Consider the following 15,876-nt stretch of genomic DNA (forward strand, 5'->3'; position numbering starts at 1 on the left):
GTTACATACTGCAGCAATTCCCGGTCATAAATAGCTTAACTTATTGGAATCATTGAACTTTCAATTTTAGAGTTTGCGAAAACTCTTGTCTGATAACATAATAATATCAGAGAGTTAAGACTCGTCCGGGAATTGCTGTACATACTGTTTATTTTTAATTCTGATTTGATGCTTATTTTTAAAACAAACAAGGACTCATTTTTGCTTCTTGCTACCCAGTTTGGGAGGAAAAGATTATGAGAAAATCATCAGATTGGAATCAACCTTGCCCGAACAAAAATTGTAAGTGCTATGGGCAAGTAAATCAAAGAAATATTAGTTCTATCCAGTAATGTCCGGTTAGGTTTTTGCGTGTAGCTGGCAATGTTTTTGTTCTTTGAAAAAAAATGACTCTGTAGAGCTACCGGAATCACGAAGCTCATTTTGAATTTGTATCCTTAACTGCCTAACCCTTTTGATACTAACAGGTTCGCCATGATTTTTATGGCAATAAATTGCAAGAAGCAGGTAAGTAATGAGTCCTCTAAGGATTTGGACCATTAGCCCGTATTCACTCCTTGCAATGAGGTGGTACACTCGAAGATGGCGTTTCCACCATGCAAAAAAAATTTCGATGTTCCATCTGAGTTTATAAATCTGAGCGATTTGCTCTGCGGTCAAGTCCCTACAATCCGTTGCTACCCAGTAATCAACACCATTTACACGATAACCTACAAGGCGGACAGATTTTTCAGTTTGATTATTGTTTTCCACAGTACCTAACAGAACATCGGCATCATAAAAAACAATACTGTCAGGGTTAACCTCATGTTCTTTGATAAGCGTTTTGGTTGTACCGGCCTTTATCCGAATTACAAAGCTTTTGCCTTCAGCCTGCAGCAAATCAAAAAGGGCATGTTTTTGGTAACCTCGATCACCTACACCAGTTTGCCCGGGAGATAGCAATTGATTGACAAACGGTCTTTCAGCTCCTTTGCCGGCGGTAAGAAAAATTTTAGCTGGAATGCCCTGATTTAAATTAAAGCCAAGATGTACCTTAGCTTTGTTTGCCCCTTTTCGATAGTCAGCCCAGGTCATTGAGAGTACGGCATCAATGAATGAACCATCAAATGCAACAAGATTGCCGAGGTCAGCATGCTGATCAGGCAGTACATTAGAAGCTTCAATACTAAGTTTTTCAAATACATATTTTAATTGCTCGAGCCCTCTATTATTAATGGCTTCAGAAAAACTGCTTCTGCTGATTCCATTTTCAGGAGCAATGTTTTCACGAGCGAAATCATCCTCTTTGAGCATTTGGATGAGATGGCGAGCTGATACATGTTCTTCAAGATGAAAAAAAATTAGTGCATTGAGTTGATCTTCGAAAGTCATTTTTAATGGCCTATCTCCTTTGGAAGTCAGAGGTGGAGCCTCAGAAGCAGTTTTTATAAACGGATGAGATAATTTAAAAAATGATGGTGAATAAAATTTTTTCCGAGACGGTTTGAAACTGTACGGCATCTTGTAACTCCTTGTAATAATTGATAATATTACAAATTGTCACAAAAATTTTTCTTTGCTCGTCAAGTAAAAAATTCAGGTTTGGTCATTTTTTTTCACCATTTTTAACAGGTTATGCAAAAAGCTAACCGGACACTACTGCAAAGAAATGGGACTTAAACTGGTTCCTTGTGAAATTTAATTTTGCCATAAGCAATTTATAAAATCGTTTGAGTGGATTACAGTAATCTGATTTGCTTTGAATTGGAAAATGAAGTCGAGAGTACAACTGAAGCCTTTGAGCGCGAATATAACATGACTGGTCGGCCTTTTGCACAACTAACTGTTAGTCCTTCAGAGAAGGAACTACGCATATAAAACTTTTTTGATATAGGCCGACATTTCTAAATTCATTGAAAAGCTGATTACCGCAATCTTATTATTAACCAAGGAACTGATTTTATTTATACAACATTGATAAATTACTAATAATATTAATAATTTTAAGATTACCTTAAAATCAATGGTACCCCTACGCTTTTTTTAGGGGAGTGTGTTTCATATAAAAAAAAAAAATAAAGTTAACAATTCCATCAGTTGCGGTCAATTAAAAACAGGTAAAACCTAAAACTCCGAGATAAGGATTTAAGCAAAGATAATAGTATGAAATACTAATTATATCAATATGTTAATTAAGTAAACTTGATAGCCACACACTCATACAAACACCTCTATTTATGCAATTACGCGCCTGTACGCGCTTTAAAACCCCTCGTAACGTAGGCGTTGAAAGCTACCTTTTTATTTAAAAATCCTTATATCGGAGTTTTAGAGGTAAAAGCAGAAAATTTTATTTCATTACCGCGCTTCTGCCGGTAAATTATAAATCCGTTTTGCTCTATTGGAAGGTACTATCAATCTTGACAATATTGCGTATTTTTTATATGGATAACAGTCAAGTTTGAAAAAAAATGAATTAAATCCTATTTGAAAAGGATACAAGCAATTAAAAGGAGAAAATCTATGAACATTCTGTTTTTTGGGCCTAACGGCAGTGGTAAGGGAACGCAGGGGGCAATATTAAAAGAAAAGTACAGTATAGCCCATATTGAATCAGGCGCAATTTTTCGTGAAAATATTTCTAACGGAACCGAACTCGGTGCAAAGGCAAAGGGCTATATAGACAAGGGTGACCTTGTACCTGATGAAATCACAATTCCCATGATTCTGGATCGCCTTAAACGCGATGACTGCAAAGGGGGATGGCTGCTTGACGGTTTTCCAAGAAATAAAAATCAGGCCATAAAACTTGATGAATCATTAAAAGCGGCAGGGATTGCATTGGATATAGTTATTGAACTGCAACTCGACCGCGAGATTGCTAAAAACAGGATAATGGGACGCCGGCTTTGTGCTAATGATAATAATCATCCGAATAATATTTTTATAGATGCGATTAAGCCGGATGGAGACAAGTGCCGTGTTTGCGGTGGTGATTTAACGAAAAGAGACGATGACCAAGATGAGGAGGCTATCAACAAACGGCATAATATTTATTATGATGCAAATGAAGGAACCCTTGCATCTTCATACTATTTTAAAGACCTGGCCGAAAAAGACGGGTCTGTCAAATATATTACCCTGGATGGCGCGCCTGGCGTTCAAGATGTTACGGCGGAACTGGTTTCAAAGCTTTAGCAGCAATTAAATAAACTAAAGCCCGGCCTTCCGGCCGGGCTTTAGTTTATAACTTTTTATTTTTATTCAGACTGTTCATCCCTAAGGGCTGCATGGGCGGCAGCCAAGCGGGCAACAGGAACTCTGAAGGGTGAGCAGGAAACATAGTTTAATCCCAGATTGTGGCAAATAAAAATCGATTCCGGGTCACCTCCGTGTTCACCGCATATACCGCATTCCAGGTCGGGTTTTACGCTCCTTCCTTTGGTAACGGCCATCTCCATCAACTGTCCCACACCATCCTTGTCTATTGTGGCAAACGGATTAGCCTCTAATATTTTAGTGCTTATATATTCTATCAGGAAAGCCGCTTCGGCATCATCCCTGGAGATTCCGAATGTGGTCTGCGTCAAATCATTGGTTCCAAAAGAGAAGAAGGATGCATATTTCGCTATCTGATCAGCAGTCAAAGCTGCGCGGGGGATCTCGATCATAGTGCCGAATTTATACTCTATCTTCACATTTTGTTCCTTCATCACTATTTTGGCTTCTTTTTCAAGCACGGCCCTCTGCACCTTCAACTCATTGCAATGGCTGGTAAGCGGAATCATAATTTCCGGAAAGACTTTTATCCCCTTTTTGCTGACGGCACAAGCCGCTTCAAATATAGCGCGAACCTGCATAGTGGTAAGCTCCGGAATGCAGATCCCTAGACGCACTCCTCTGAAACCGAGCATCGGGTTGGTCTCATCCAGGCTTTCGACCCGCCTTAAAAGTTTTTCTTTTTTCTTAAAGCTTTGCAGTAACTGGTTTATTTTATCCAGAGTATCCGCATGACTGAGGCGTATTTTCAGATCCGCCAGTTCACGGACTAGTTGTGCGCGATCGGGGAGAAATTCATGGAGGGGGGGGTCGATCAGGCGGATAATAACCGGCAGACCGTCCATTTCGCTGAAAATGCCTTCAAAATCTTCGCGCTGAAAGGGCAAAAGTGCACTAATAGCTTCCCTCTTCTCACTCGGCAGATCCGCCATGATCATCCTTTGAACGAATATAAGTCGTTCAGGATTTAAAAACATATGCTCCGTGCGGCAAAGGCCGATGCCCTCTGCGCCGTAACTGCGCGCTCTCTTTGCATCGACCGGATAATCCGCATTGGCCCATACTCCGAGACGCCGAAATTTATCAGCCCATGAAAGTATAGTCATCAGCCATTCATCATTTATGTCAGGCACGGTGGACTCGATTTCGCCGATATATACTTCTCCGGTTGTCCCGTCTATTGAAATCTTGTCCCCTTCATTAATTATAATATCACCAATGGCAAGCCTGCGCTTGTTCATCTCGATAACCATCTCCGAGAGGCCGACCACTGCAGGTTTTCCGAATTGGCGCGCCACGAGCGCCGCATGGCTCGTACGGCCACCCCGGCTGGTAAGGATACCGTTTGCGGCAAGCATTCCATGCACGTCATCCGGTTTGGTTTCCGGACGAACCATTATGACGTCTTTTCCGTCCTTGCTCCATTCCTGGGCCAGGTCGGCGGTCAAGGCAATCACTCCACAAGCTGCGCCTGGGGAGACATTAAGACCTTTCCCAAAAAAATTCCCAGATTTTCTGGCGGCTTTTGTAGCTTCGAGCTTAAACTGGGGATGTAAAAAGAAATCGACCTGCTCTGGTTTTACCCGCATCACGGCTTCCTTTTGGGTGATCAATTCTTCTCTAGCCATTTCAACCGCTATACGAACAGCAGCCTGGGCCGTACGTTTTCCATCACGGGTTTGGAGCATCCACAACTTGCCGTTTTCAATAGTAAATTCTACATCCTGCATTTCACGATAGTGATTTTCAAGAAGTCGTGCAATCTTTTCGAACTCCGCATATGCTTCCGGAGCATCCTCTTTCATTAAAGAGATATCGTTGGTCATGCGTGTTCCGGCTACAACATCCTCGCCTTGGGCGTTTATCAGGTAATCGCCCTCTATCCTGTTTTCCCCTGTTGAACCATTGCGTGTCATGGCAACGCCGGTGGCGCTAGTGTCACCCATATTGCCGAAAACCATGGTTACGATATTAACCGCCGTTCCAAGATCATGAGAAATATTGGCGGCATTCCTGTAAGCGATTGCCCGCTTGCCGTTCCAGCTTTTAAAGACTGCTTCGGTTGCAAGCATCAATTGTGTATGGGGATCATCGGGAAATTCAAGTTTGGTCTCGCTTTTAAAAATTTTTTTAAACCTACCAATCACCAATTCCCAGGCATCGGCGGTGAGTTCGGAATCAGTCTCCACCCCGGCTTTGGCCCTCGCCTCTGTGATAACATCTTCGAAAAGATCATCGTCAACACCCATAACGACAGATCCGAACATCTGTATCAGGCGGCGGTAGGAATCATACACAAATCGCGGATCTTGCGTAAGTTTAATCAAAGCCCCGGCAGTTGTATTGTTTAAACCAATATTCAGGACAGTATCCATCATCCCAGGCATCGAAAATTTTGCGCCTGAGCGGCACGATACAAGCAGGGGGTTTTCAAGGCCGCCGAATGTTTTGCCTGTTAAAGACTCAACTTTATCCATCTCCCGAAGCACTTGATCCCACATACCTTCAGGGAATATCTCTCCTAATTCGATAAACTTGTTGCATGCCTCGGTGGTTATGGTAAATCCGGGAGGAACAGGGACGCCTATCCTTTCCATCTCGGCCAGGTTGGCGCCTTTTCCGCCTAGCAGCGTCCGCACATCATCCCATTTCCCTCCGATATAATCTTCAGCCTGTTTAACTTGATCGAAAAAATATACCCATTTTTTTTCCATTGATAATCCTTTTAGCTGCTCAAAATTTTACTGTTAATCGTTACATCTGCTGCTCATCGCTGATTGTTGTGATTTTATAAAGTAACACAGATGTTTAGTGCTGAATCAAAAACTTGTAATCTGTTTAATTGATATAGCATTATATCTGTATTTTATTTGATCCTGACAAGCCCTGAAGACAAGTTTCCACAACAATATACGTTTAACACTTTACCATATTATTAAAAAAGAAAAATGTAAATAAATAAATGGACGATGTAAAGGGGGGCAGGTCTTTACTTCTGTACCTTTACATCTACATCGTCCATTTTAATCTCAATTTTCAATTTTCTAAAACTCCGATATAAGGATTTTTAAATAAAAAGGTAGCTTTCAACGCCTACGTTACGAGGGGTTTTAAAGCGCGTACAGGCGCGTAATTGCATAAATAGAGGTGTTTGTATGACTGTGTGGCTATCAAGTTTACTTGATTAACATATTGATATAATTAGTATTTTATACTATTATCTTTGCTTAAATCCTTATATCGGAGTTTTAGTCAATTTTATCTGGACTTGACATTCATGGCTAATATCTCTAAAATTTTGTGATGGAGGTTTAAGTAGTTTTGGGTAAAAAAATATATATTGATATAAAATTGTTTGCAACCCTTAGACAATTCAGCCCGGATAATGCCGGCCGGTTTGCTGTAAGCAGGGGCACGATCATACGTAACCTTCTAAAAACATTAGGCATCCCTGATGAAAAGGCAAAGCTGATCTTTATTAATGGAGTAAAGGGCGATCTTGAATCGACGCTTTATGGAGAGGAAAGGGTCGGCATTTTCCCCCCCATTGGAGGAGGGTAAGTATGAATCTGCTCGATATGTTCATAGTTGCGATTTTATGTTTCTGCATGATTCGCGGAATTTTTCGCGGGCTTGTAAGCGAGCTTTTTGCAATAATCGGTGTATTTGCAGGTTTTTACACTGCTTATACATATTATTTAAAAATAGCGAAGCCTTTGTTAAGCTGGATATCTAATCAGGCCTATCTTAATATATTAAGTTTTTTGATTATATTTTGTGTTGTTTTTTTTGCTATTAATTTTTTGGGGTTGCTGATCAGGTATATACTTAATATTGTTTTTCTGGGATGGGTGGACCGCATATGCGGGTCGGTATTCGGATTAATAAAGGGGATTCTTATTGTTTCCGTTTTTTTGGTAGTTCTTACCTCATTTCTTGACAAGGGCGCTCCGGTTATCAAGGATTCCATGTTATCAAAACATGTCATGTTGATTTCAGAAAATATGGCAAGAGTCGTTAGTGAAGATATGAAAAAAAAGTTTAGCGAAAAAATTCAAGCTCTAAAAAAAGAATGGAAAATAAATTAAATATATAGATCTAAAACTCCGATATAAGGATTTAAGCAAAGATAATAGTATGAAATATTAATTATATCAATAGGTTAATCAAGTAAACTTGATAGCCACACAGTCATACAAACACCTCTATTTATGCAATTACGCGCCTGTACGCGCTTTAAAACCCCTCGTAACGTAGGCGTTGAAAGCTACCTCTTTATTTAAAAATCCTTATATCAGAGTTTTAGTATAGATTTTTTTGCTTGACAATTAATATGATATAGATTCTAATTGCTAGTTCAATAACGCTGAAGTTTTAAAGGCTGGGTATCTCTCCCCGGTCTTTTTTTTAGGGAAAAACCTGGAAGAGCCGCACTGGCAGGGGCACGATGGGTCGTGCTTCTACGAAGGTTTTGACAGATAACGGATTGAAATTATTTAAGTGGAATTCTATATTTTTATTCTAAAGGGGTGTTTAAAATGATTTGCACAACAATTAAAAAAGATCACGATTGTACTCTAATGACAGCGAACGGTTGTTCGTATAATGGCGGATTTTGCCATGAGATAGTAGACGAGTGTAAAGACTGCAACCGCAGCGCCGAGTTCCAGAAAGCCTGGTATTGCACTGCCTGTCCCGAGCCTGCATTGAAATGGAAAAACGGCAACTGTAATCTGGCTACGCATGTTTCCTCAATTGTAAAGTCGGAACAGGGGAATCTCAATCCTTTGAAGGCTTCCAAGAGACTCGGCAGATAGCCTATATAGATTGTCACATAAATAATTTCACTGCGTTATCGGTCGTCGGAGTATTACAATACGCCTTACTCCATATGTCCTTGCGCCAAATTTTAAAATCAGGTAATTATCTGACAATCTATAGTTAATATCAGCATGTAAACCCCTCTTACCCTGTACAGGGTAAGAGGGGTTTTTTTTATATTTTATGCTGTCGTAAAAAAATTCCTGATGGCTCAGATTCCGCGCAGATCATATTTGGAAATAAGGCGGGAGAGGTATGTTCTTTGAATGCCCATGATTACAGCGGCCTTGCTCCTCACACCGCCGGTATGTTCTAAATTTATGGTTATAAATTCTTTCTTGAAATTATTTAAAGCCTCTTCCATGGTCAGCCCTATCTGCAAACCGGGATATTTTGGTTTTGCTCCCGATATCGTCAGGTCACTTTCCTCTATCTCCCGGCCATTCCCCATGACAACAGCCCTTTCCAAGGCATTGCGCAACTCTCTTACATTACCCGGCCAGTCATACTGAAATATTTTCTCCATGGCTTTGTCGGATATGGTCAAATTCGGCAGTCCGCGTTCTTTTTTGAAGTTGTCGAAATAATACTCGACTATAGGCCGGATATCCTCTCTTCTTTCTCTTAACGCGGGGATTTGAATCTGTACGACATTCAGCCTATAGTAAAGATCCTCACGAAATTTACCCTTTTTTACATCTTCTTCTATATTCCTGTTTGTTGCTGCCAGAACCCTAATATCCACCGAAACCGGATCATTGCCTCCCACACGGTAAAATATGCCTTCCTGAAGGACCCTTAGTAGTTTTGCCTGCATTCCGGGGTGCATCTCCCCTATCTCATCAAGAAAGATCGTCCCCTGGTCTGCAAGCTCGAATTTTCCAACTTTTTTGCTTAATGCCCCGGTATAGGCTCCCTTCTCATGTCCGAAAAGTTCATCTTCAAGCAGGGCTTCAGGCAGAGCAGCACAATTAAGTATAATCATGGGTTTGTCTTTTCTGGAACTTTCTTTGTGTATTAATCGAGCCAGAAGTTCCTTGCCGGTGCCGCTTTCTCCCAGGATCAGGGTGCTTACGCTCGATCGGGCTACCTTGGAGGCATCGCAAATGACCTTTTTTAATGCCCTGCTTTCTCCGATAATACGGTATTTCAGGGCGAGTTCTTCTTTTAAACCCCTGTTTTCCCTGGCATTGCCGATTGCAATTGCCGCAAGTGAGGAAAATTCAGTTAATTTTTTTATATCGTCCTGTTTAAAAGGTTCTCCATTAATTTTATCTATTATCTCAATGACCCCTATGGTTTTGTTATTAATTTTCATAGGTACACAGGCAATAGATTTTGTCCGAAACTCGATAGATTCACTAATTTTTTTATACCAACGGGGATCATTATGCACATCCGGGATCAGTAATGCTTCGCCTGTTTCCACAACATATCCGGCTATCCCCTGTCCCACTTTAATTTCGAATCCTTTTAGATGATCTTTTTTGTCACCAGTGGCAACCTTGAAAAAGAGTCGATCTGATTCCTGATCTATTAACAGCAGTGAACTTGCCCTGGCCTGCATGATTGTGGTGGTTGTTTCAATAATACGTTCCAGGAGATGGTTAAGTTCATTATCTGATGAAACTTTTGACGTCATTTGTTCAAGGTCTTTTACATTTAGCATTTTTTTAAAAAATTCAGTATGTTTTGAAGGGTTAATTTTTGGGTCTGCGGTTAGATATGAAAGAAGCAAAAAACGTGCCGTCAATTATTGTTTGAATAGATTATATAAACCCGCAGACGGTAAAAGTGCCCCCTTTTTTTTGTTATTTTGTTTGAATTTTTATTGACCTATTATAAAAGGGTGTTGCAAAGATTGCTATTATCGGTAGTTAAAACAAATAGTTATGCCATAATGGAAAAATGGGGTTTTTCTGGGTTAACTAATTGATTTTATTATCAAAGTTTTTTTACTTTGCAACACCCTTTATAAATGCCATGTAAAAATACATACAGACCTCGTACTTTTATCAATATTAATTAGACGCTATGACATCTAATAATCTGAATATATTTATAATTAAAGCTATAGTGTAAAGCTGTATAAAAATTGGACACGGCAATTTTCATGCCATCGTTTTGTTTAAATTAATTCAATAAGTTAGTGGTAAAATTTATAAAAACATTGTCGAACTCAAATACCGAGGTCTGTAACAAGTTTTTTTTATCACAAGTGTCACCAGTAAGTGATGTGCTTGCCGTATTTTGTATTATTTTTCAGTAGTGTCCGGTTAGGTTTTTGCATGTTATATGGGATAAAAAAATTAGAAAAATGTTCATTTTTTACTTGACAAACCAAATAAAAATTTTTGTTGTTTTGTTATAAAATATAATTATAACAAGGAGTTAAGACAAAAATGGACATATTCAATATCCCAAAAAAGAATTTTAATCCCCAATCTCATGCTCGATTTCTCAAACCTTTGCAAAAGATTTTTCCTGACACGCCACAGCTTAAATCCCGAGGTCACAAGCCATTGAAAATGACTTTTGAAGATCAGCTTCACGCACTGATATTTTTCCATCTACAAGAACATGAATCAGCTCGTGATCTTATTCAACACCTTAAAGAAGACGATTTTGCCAAAGAATGTGTCGCTCCAGATGGAGGGATCAGTCGTAGCAGTTTTTCCGAAATTATCAATTCTCGAGGGCTTGAACAGCTTGAATATGTTTTTCAAGCTCTTTGCAGCCAGGCACAAAATGCTTTACCATCAAATTATTCAGATCTCGGTGAACTCGTTTCCATTGATGGATCTTTAATTGATGCAGTTCTGTCCATGTACTGGGCTGATTACAGAAAAGGCGCTAAAAAAGCAAAAGGCCATTTCGGCTTTGATGTCAATCGCAAGATTCCTATAAAAATTCATCTGACAAATGGAAATGGCGCTGAACGCCCCTTTGTCAGGTCTATCCTTACAAAAGGCCAAACAGGAATCATGGATCGGGGGTATCAATCACATAAGGATTTTGATCTTCTTCAGGATGAAAAAAAACATTTTGTTTGCCGCATCAAAGCGAAAACAACAAGAACTATTATCAAAGAGCAGCCTGTTGATCCCGACAGCTATATTTTTTATGATGCTGTGGTTCTTCTTGGCACTCCTGGGGTAAACCAGACCAGAAAGCCGGTTCGACTGGTTGGTTATAAAATTGCCGGTGTCAAATATTTTGTGGCAACTGATCGTTATGATCTTACAGCCGAGCAGGTTGCAACCGTTTATAAGCTTAGATGGGATATCGAAACTTTTTTCAAATGGTGGAAGAAACATTTAAAAGTGTACCACTTGATTGCTCACAGTAGATATGGCCTGATGGTTCAAATCCTTGCGGGGTTAATAACCTACCTGCTTATGGCCATATACTGCCATGAACAGTTTAATGAACCTGTATCAATAAAGAGGATTCGTCAGCTTAGAAATACCATCCAGAACGAATTACGTACTGACGAAAAAAACGTATGGTCTAATAATCTGATTATCAAAGAGCAAATGCTATATGCAAAAACTTAACCGGACACTACTGTAAAAAAATAGCAGATGCCATCGGTTTTAGACTAAATTTAAGAAAAAGTTTACGAAAGGTAAATTCCTTACTTCGCTGTTTTAGGGCATTCTGGCTCCAATCGGGAATTGCTGATATCGGAGTTTTAGTATCGTTATAGACCTCTTGCAAAAAGGGCAAACATATGGTTTTATTATTCCGGGTAGTGGATCCTGTATCTGCTTTTCCCATATGGTTAGAGATCTCCTTTGGAGTGGATTTGTCTCTAACCATATAAAATTATTGAAAAAAATATAGTCAAAAATATCTTTTGTAATATCAACATGTTATGCATGTTTATGTTTTAATCACAACCAGTTACGCTACTCATTATCAGGCTCCCCTAAATCCGATATAATCAGAATATATAGATTGCCAGATATTTACCCCTCTTTTATAAAATTTGGCACAAGGCCAGAGGGAGGCAGGTCTATTGTAATACTCAGACGACTGATAACTCAGTGAAATTATTTATGTGACAATCTATAGCTTGAATTTTATGTATATATATGCAATAAATATATTATTTTTTGTGTATGTATAGGTATTAGCAGTTGCAGATTGTAAAGATTAAAAGGCATCTTTTTGAGGAAATTTTTCCCTGGCTGGTAGACAAAAAAAAATTGATAATCAAAGGAGCGCGCCAGACTTGGAAAAATCACACTTTTACTGTAGATTTTCAGATAATCATTTAAAAACCTATATATCATACCCTCATATTCTCTTTTTTGCCTACCTATTATTAAAATATAAGAAAAGAAATTACAAAATAGATTGTCGGGTAACAAATTTCATAAGGACAGAAAAAATTATAGGAGAAGATGCAGAATGGAAAATGATTGCCTTTTTTGCAAAATTATAAATAAAGAAATTCCGTCAGATTTTATATACGAGAATGACAGAGTTGTAGTATTCAGAGATATTAACCCCCAGGCTCCTCTTCATCTGCTTATTGTGCCTAAAAAGCATATCAGGAGCATTAATGATATTACTGGCGAAGATTTGGGATTTATATCCGAAATGATAATCATTGCAAGGGATATGGCCAAAAAAGAGTTGGTTGCGGAATCAGGTTATAAGCTTTTTTTTAATGTGGAAAAGGGTGGGGGGCAGATAATCTTCCATATTCATCTGCATCTTATAGGTGGCTGGAAACAGGATTAAAGGCACGCTAAAAAATAACTTGGTACTCGATGATCAAGTTTTTATGATTAGCTAAATTTTAAGCTTGAGAGTATAATCACGGCCATTGAAAAATATTAATAATTTTGAAAGAGTCCATTCATAATGCTATTAACTGAATCTGCACCATTTATCAAACAGTACATTGAAGATCTCAACAATAGCCTGGAGCAATACAAACCTGGTGCGGGATTAACATTTACCCAGAAAGCATGGCTAAGCTTTTGTCTTACCGGTATATTAATGGTAAATGCTGTATGTTGGGCAAAATTTGAACGGGCGAGTCTGGGCAATTATAAATTAGCAGCTCTATCTTGGATGTTTCGTAAGGGTAAGATTTCATGGGACAATTTACTTGTTGGAAGCGTCAGGCGTATTTTGAAAAAATATGGTATCACAAATGGTGTAATTGTTTTTGATGAGTCTGATCGTGCCCGTTCTAAGAATACAAAGCGAATATACAAGGCTCATAAGCAAAAACACAAAGCAAGCGGAGGTTATGTTAATGGGCAAACAGTTGTTTTGCTTCTTTTGGTCACAGACTCTATAACCGTACCTATTGGTTTTAAGTTTTACATGCCTGATCCAGTTGTTAGTGCCTGGAAAAAAGAAGAAGAGAGATTGAAAAAAAAGGGACTCCCGAAGAGTAAGCGTCCTGTCAAACCAGCATTTAACCCTGAGTATCCGAAAAAAATTCAATTAGCCCTGCTCTTACTTGAGAATTTTAAAAAATATTATCCTAAAATTACTGTTAAATGTGTATTGGCTGACGCTTTATACGGTTCAAAAGAATTTATGAATGGAGCCTCTAATATTTTGGGAGGAGTGCAAATTATCAGCCAATTAAAGTCAAATCAAAATATACGATACAAAGGTAAAAAAAAGACAATTACGGATTATTTCAACATGATTAACAAAGGTGTAAATTGCACCATTCGTGTGCGAGGCGGTGAAAAAGTCAATGCAACAGTGAGCAGTGCCCGCCTTAAGGTTGATGCACACGATGGCAATGTGCTTTTTGTGATAGCTCTTAAATATGAAGGGGAAGATGAATACCGTTACTTAGCTGCCACTGATGTGAGTTGGCGCACAGTTGACATTATTCAAGCATATTCTTTGAGATGGCTTGTAGAGGTTTTTTTTGAAGACTGGAAGCTTTATGAAGGATGGGGACAAGAGGCCAAACAATATGACGAAGAAGGATCAAGCCGAGGCCTGATCTTGAGTCTGTTGCTAGACCATTGCCTCCTCCTTCACCCTGAGCAAAAGGCCTGCATAGAGAACAAAACTCCCGTGTTTACCGTGGGAAGTCTACAAAAAAGAGCTCAAATGGATGTTTTGATGGAATGTGTCAAATTTTTGCTGCAACAACAAGATCCCGGTGAAAAGCTTAAAGAAATGGGGCAAGTTATCAAAAAAGTTTTCCGACTTATGCCATCGGGAAAACATATGAGCGGAAGAACCATAGGTAGATTGGAGCCAACACCCTCTCTATCACGTAAATATTGTCCTTGCTAAGTGCTTTTGGCAAGTTCGTCATCAAAAACTTGAACATCGAGTAATAGCTCCAAACAAACAAAAAGTGTTGAGAAATTTAAACAAAAGAGCCAAAGAAGTGGGACTTAAACTGGTTCCTTGTGAAATTTAATTTTGCCATAAGCAATTTATAAAATCGTTTGAGTGGATTACAGTAATCTGATTTGCTTTGAATTGGAAAATGAAGTCGAGAGTACAACTGAAGCCTTTGAGCGCGAATATAACATGACTGGTCGGCCTTTTGCACAACTAACTGTTAGTCCTTCAGAGAAGGAACTACGCATATAAAACTTTTTTGATATAGGCCGACATTTCTAAATTCATTGAAAAGCTGATTACCGCAATCTTATTATTAACCAAGGAACTGATTTTATTTATACAACATTGATAAATTACTAATAATATTAATAATTTTAAGATTACCTTAAAATCAATGGTACCCCTACGCTTTTTTTAGGGGAGTGTGTTTCATATAAAAAAAAATTTAATAAATTTCTGAACATGTTGCAACTTTTAATAGGGGCTTTATATGATCAGTTTTTATGTTGAAGTAATTGTTTTTTTACTCGGGTTATGTATTGGTAGCTTTTTAAATGTATGCATTTACAGACTTCCACTTTCTAAACCGATTCCCAAGCCTTCCAGATCTGTTTGCCCTGATTGCGGCTCTATAATACGTTTTTATGATAATATTCCCGTTGTGAGCTACCTTCTCTTAAAAAGGAGGTGCCGGCATTGTGGTTTTATAATACCCTTCCGTTATCCCCTGGTTGAAATCTCAGGCGGTCTTTTTGCACTTTTGATTTTAAAACAATTTGGACTTTCCCTATATTCTTTTGTATATTTTGTTTTCATAGCCGTCCTTATCGTTGTTACCTTTATTGACCTTGATCACAGGATTATACCGGATGTAATAACACTTCCCGGCATACCGATCTTTTTCGGCCTGGCATTTTTGCTGCCGGAAAGCGACTGGGTAAATTCAGTTTTGGGGATACTTGTCGGGGGAGGAAGCCTTTTAACGGTTGCCTGGGTATATGCCTTGTTGACAGGTAAGGAGGGGATGGGGGGGGGTGATATAAAGCTGCTGGCTATGGCAGGGGCTCTTGTTGGTTGGAAGGGCGTACTATTTACAATTTTTGTATCATCCGCGGCAGGCGCCTTGATTGGAATCATACTGATGCTGCGAACACGCAAAGGTTTGAAGCTTGCTGTTCCTTTTGGGCCGTTTATAGCTTTAGGCGCGGTAGTATATGTTTTTTTCGGCCCTGTTCTGATAAATTGGTATTTTAATTTATTATGAGTTCAATAGAAAATTTTTAGCAAGTGTCCATACATAAATAGGATAGTTTGTTCGAGATCAGCTATTCCCGGTCATAAATAGCTTAACTTATTGGAATCATTGAACTTTCAATTTTAGAGTTTGCAAAAACTCTTGTCTGATAACATAATAATATCAGATAGTTAAGACCCGTCCGGGAATTGCTG

11 protein-coding genes are annotated in these 15,876 nt (G+C 38.9%); 8 read left to right on the forward strand and 3 right to left on the reverse strand.

Annotated features, from left to right (window positions below):
• Positions 1 to 339: 339 nt before the first annotated feature.
• A complete protein-coding gene (locus tag BuS5_RS10915) occupies positions 340 to 1,503 on the reverse strand; it encodes an IS4 family transposase (protein WP_443112696.1) in 1,164 nt (387 codons plus the stop codon).
• A 1,002-nt stretch (positions 1,504 to 2,505) separates the two neighbouring features.
• On the opposite strand from BuS5_RS10915, the gene BuS5_RS10920 reads away from it, so the two are divergent.
• Positions 2,506 to 3,180 carry an adenylate kinase gene (locus BuS5_RS10920; protein ID WP_027354988.1) on the forward strand — a complete coding sequence of 225 codons (675 nt, stop codon included), beginning with the start codon at positions 2,506 to 2,508 and terminating at the stop codon, positions 3,178 to 3,180.
• 62 nt (positions 3,181 to 3,242) lie between these two features.
• On the opposite strand, the gene ppdK is transcribed toward BuS5_RS10920, so the two are convergent.
• Entirely contained in the window at positions 3,243 to 5,975 is a 2,733-nt protein-coding gene (gene ppdK, locus BuS5_RS10925; protein WP_051375165.1) for a pyruvate, phosphate dikinase, read from the reverse strand.
• Between the two features lie 607 nt (positions 5,976 to 6,582).
• On the opposite strand from ppdK, the gene BuS5_RS10930 reads away from it, so the two are divergent.
• The 3 genes from BuS5_RS10930 to BuS5_RS10940 all read left to right on the forward strand — a co-directional run bounded on the left by BuS5_RS10930 (position 6,583) and on the right by BuS5_RS10940 (position 8,078).
• Complete coding sequence (locus BuS5_RS10930; protein WP_051375163.1) at positions 6,583 to 6,822, forward strand: MoaD/ThiS family protein; 240 nt, start codon at positions 6,583 to 6,585, stop codon at positions 6,820 to 6,822.
• Positions 6,823 to 6,824: 2 nt separating this feature from the next.
• Complete coding sequence (locus BuS5_RS10935) at positions 6,825 to 7,349, forward strand: CvpA family protein (RefSeq protein WP_027354987.1); 525 nt, start codon at positions 6,825 to 6,827, stop codon at positions 7,347 to 7,349.
• Positions 7,350 to 7,799: 450 nt separating this feature from the next.
• The gene (locus tag BuS5_RS10940; RefSeq protein WP_027355093.1) at positions 7,800 to 8,078 is read left to right on the forward strand and encodes a PxxKW family cysteine-rich protein; all 279 of its coding nucleotides are present in this window, start codon (positions 7,800 to 7,802) and stop codon (positions 8,076 to 8,078) included.
• A 215-nt stretch (positions 8,079 to 8,293) separates the two neighbouring features.
• On the opposite strand, the gene BuS5_RS10945 is transcribed toward BuS5_RS10940, so the two are convergent.
• A complete protein-coding gene (locus BuS5_RS10945; protein WP_027355094.1) occupies positions 8,294 to 9,751 on the reverse strand; it encodes a sigma-54-dependent Fis family transcriptional regulator in 1,458 nt (485 codons plus the stop codon).
• Between the two features lie 733 nt (positions 9,752 to 10,484).
• On the opposite strand from BuS5_RS10945, the gene BuS5_RS10950 reads away from it, so the two are divergent.
• The 4 genes from BuS5_RS10950 to BuS5_RS10965 all read left to right on the forward strand — a co-directional run bounded on the left by BuS5_RS10950 (position 10,485) and on the right by BuS5_RS10965 (position 15,691).
• On the forward strand, positions 10,485 to 11,639 hold the full coding sequence (locus BuS5_RS10950; protein WP_274427657.1) for an IS4 family transposase: 1,155 nt from the start codon (positions 10,485 to 10,487) through the stop codon (positions 11,637 to 11,639).
• Between the two features lie 859 nt (positions 11,640 to 12,498).
• On the forward strand, positions 12,499 to 12,834 hold the full coding sequence (locus BuS5_RS10955) for a histidine triad nucleotide-binding protein (RefSeq protein WP_274427658.1): 336 nt from the start codon (positions 12,499 to 12,501) through the stop codon (positions 12,832 to 12,834).
• Between the two features lie 123 nt (positions 12,835 to 12,957).
• On the forward strand, positions 12,958 to 14,370 hold the full coding sequence (locus BuS5_RS10960) for a transposase (RefSeq protein WP_274427659.1): 1,413 nt from the start codon (positions 12,958 to 12,960) through the stop codon (positions 14,368 to 14,370).
• Positions 14,371 to 14,917: 547 nt separating this feature from the next.
• Positions 14,918 to 15,691, forward strand: a complete 774-nt coding sequence (locus BuS5_RS10965; RefSeq protein ID WP_027355192.1) for a prepilin peptidase — start codon at positions 14,918 to 14,920, stop codon at positions 15,689 to 15,691.
• Positions 15,692 to 15,876 lie beyond the last annotated feature (185 nt).

The sequence above is a fragment of the Desulfosarcina sp. BuS5 genome, assembly GCF_028752835.1.
Classification (GTDB): Bacteria; Desulfobacterota; Desulfobacteria; order Desulfobacterales; family BuS5; genus BuS5.

Bases quoted from the DNA above. Each gene is read 5' to 3' on its own strand.
- BuS5_RS10915 (WP_443112696.1), bottom strand. From the start codon at position 1,503: ATGCCGTACAGTTTCAAACCGTCTCGGAAAAAATTTTATTCACCATCA.
- BuS5_RS10920 (WP_027354988.1), top strand. From the start codon at position 2,506: ATGAACATTCTGTTTTTTGGGCCTAACGGCAGTGGTAAGGGAACGCAG.
- ppdK (WP_051375165.1), bottom strand. From the start codon at position 5,975: ATGGAAAAAAAATGGGTATATTTTTTCGATCAAGTTAAACAGGCTGAA.
- BuS5_RS10935 (WP_027354987.1), top strand. From the start codon at position 6,825: ATGAATCTGCTCGATATGTTCATAGTTGCGATTTTATGTTTCTGCATG.
- BuS5_RS10940 (WP_027355093.1), top strand. From the start codon at position 7,800: ATGATTTGCACAACAATTAAAAAAGATCACGATTGTACTCTAATGACA.
- BuS5_RS10945 (WP_027355094.1), bottom strand. From the start codon at position 9,751: ATGCTAAATGTAAAAGACCTTGAACAAATGACGTCAAAAGTTTCATCA.
- BuS5_RS10950 (WP_274427657.1), top strand. From the start codon at position 10,485: ATGGACATATTCAATATCCCAAAAAAGAATTTTAATCCCCAATCTCAT.
- BuS5_RS10955 (WP_274427658.1), top strand. From the start codon at position 12,499: ATGGAAAATGATTGCCTTTTTTGCAAAATTATAAATAAAGAAATTCCG.
- BuS5_RS10960 (WP_274427659.1), top strand. From the start codon at position 12,958: ATGCTATTAACTGAATCTGCACCATTTATCAAACAGTACATTGAAGAT.
- BuS5_RS10965 (WP_027355192.1), top strand. From the start codon at position 14,918: ATGATCAGTTTTTATGTTGAAGTAATTGTTTTTTTACTCGGGTTATGT.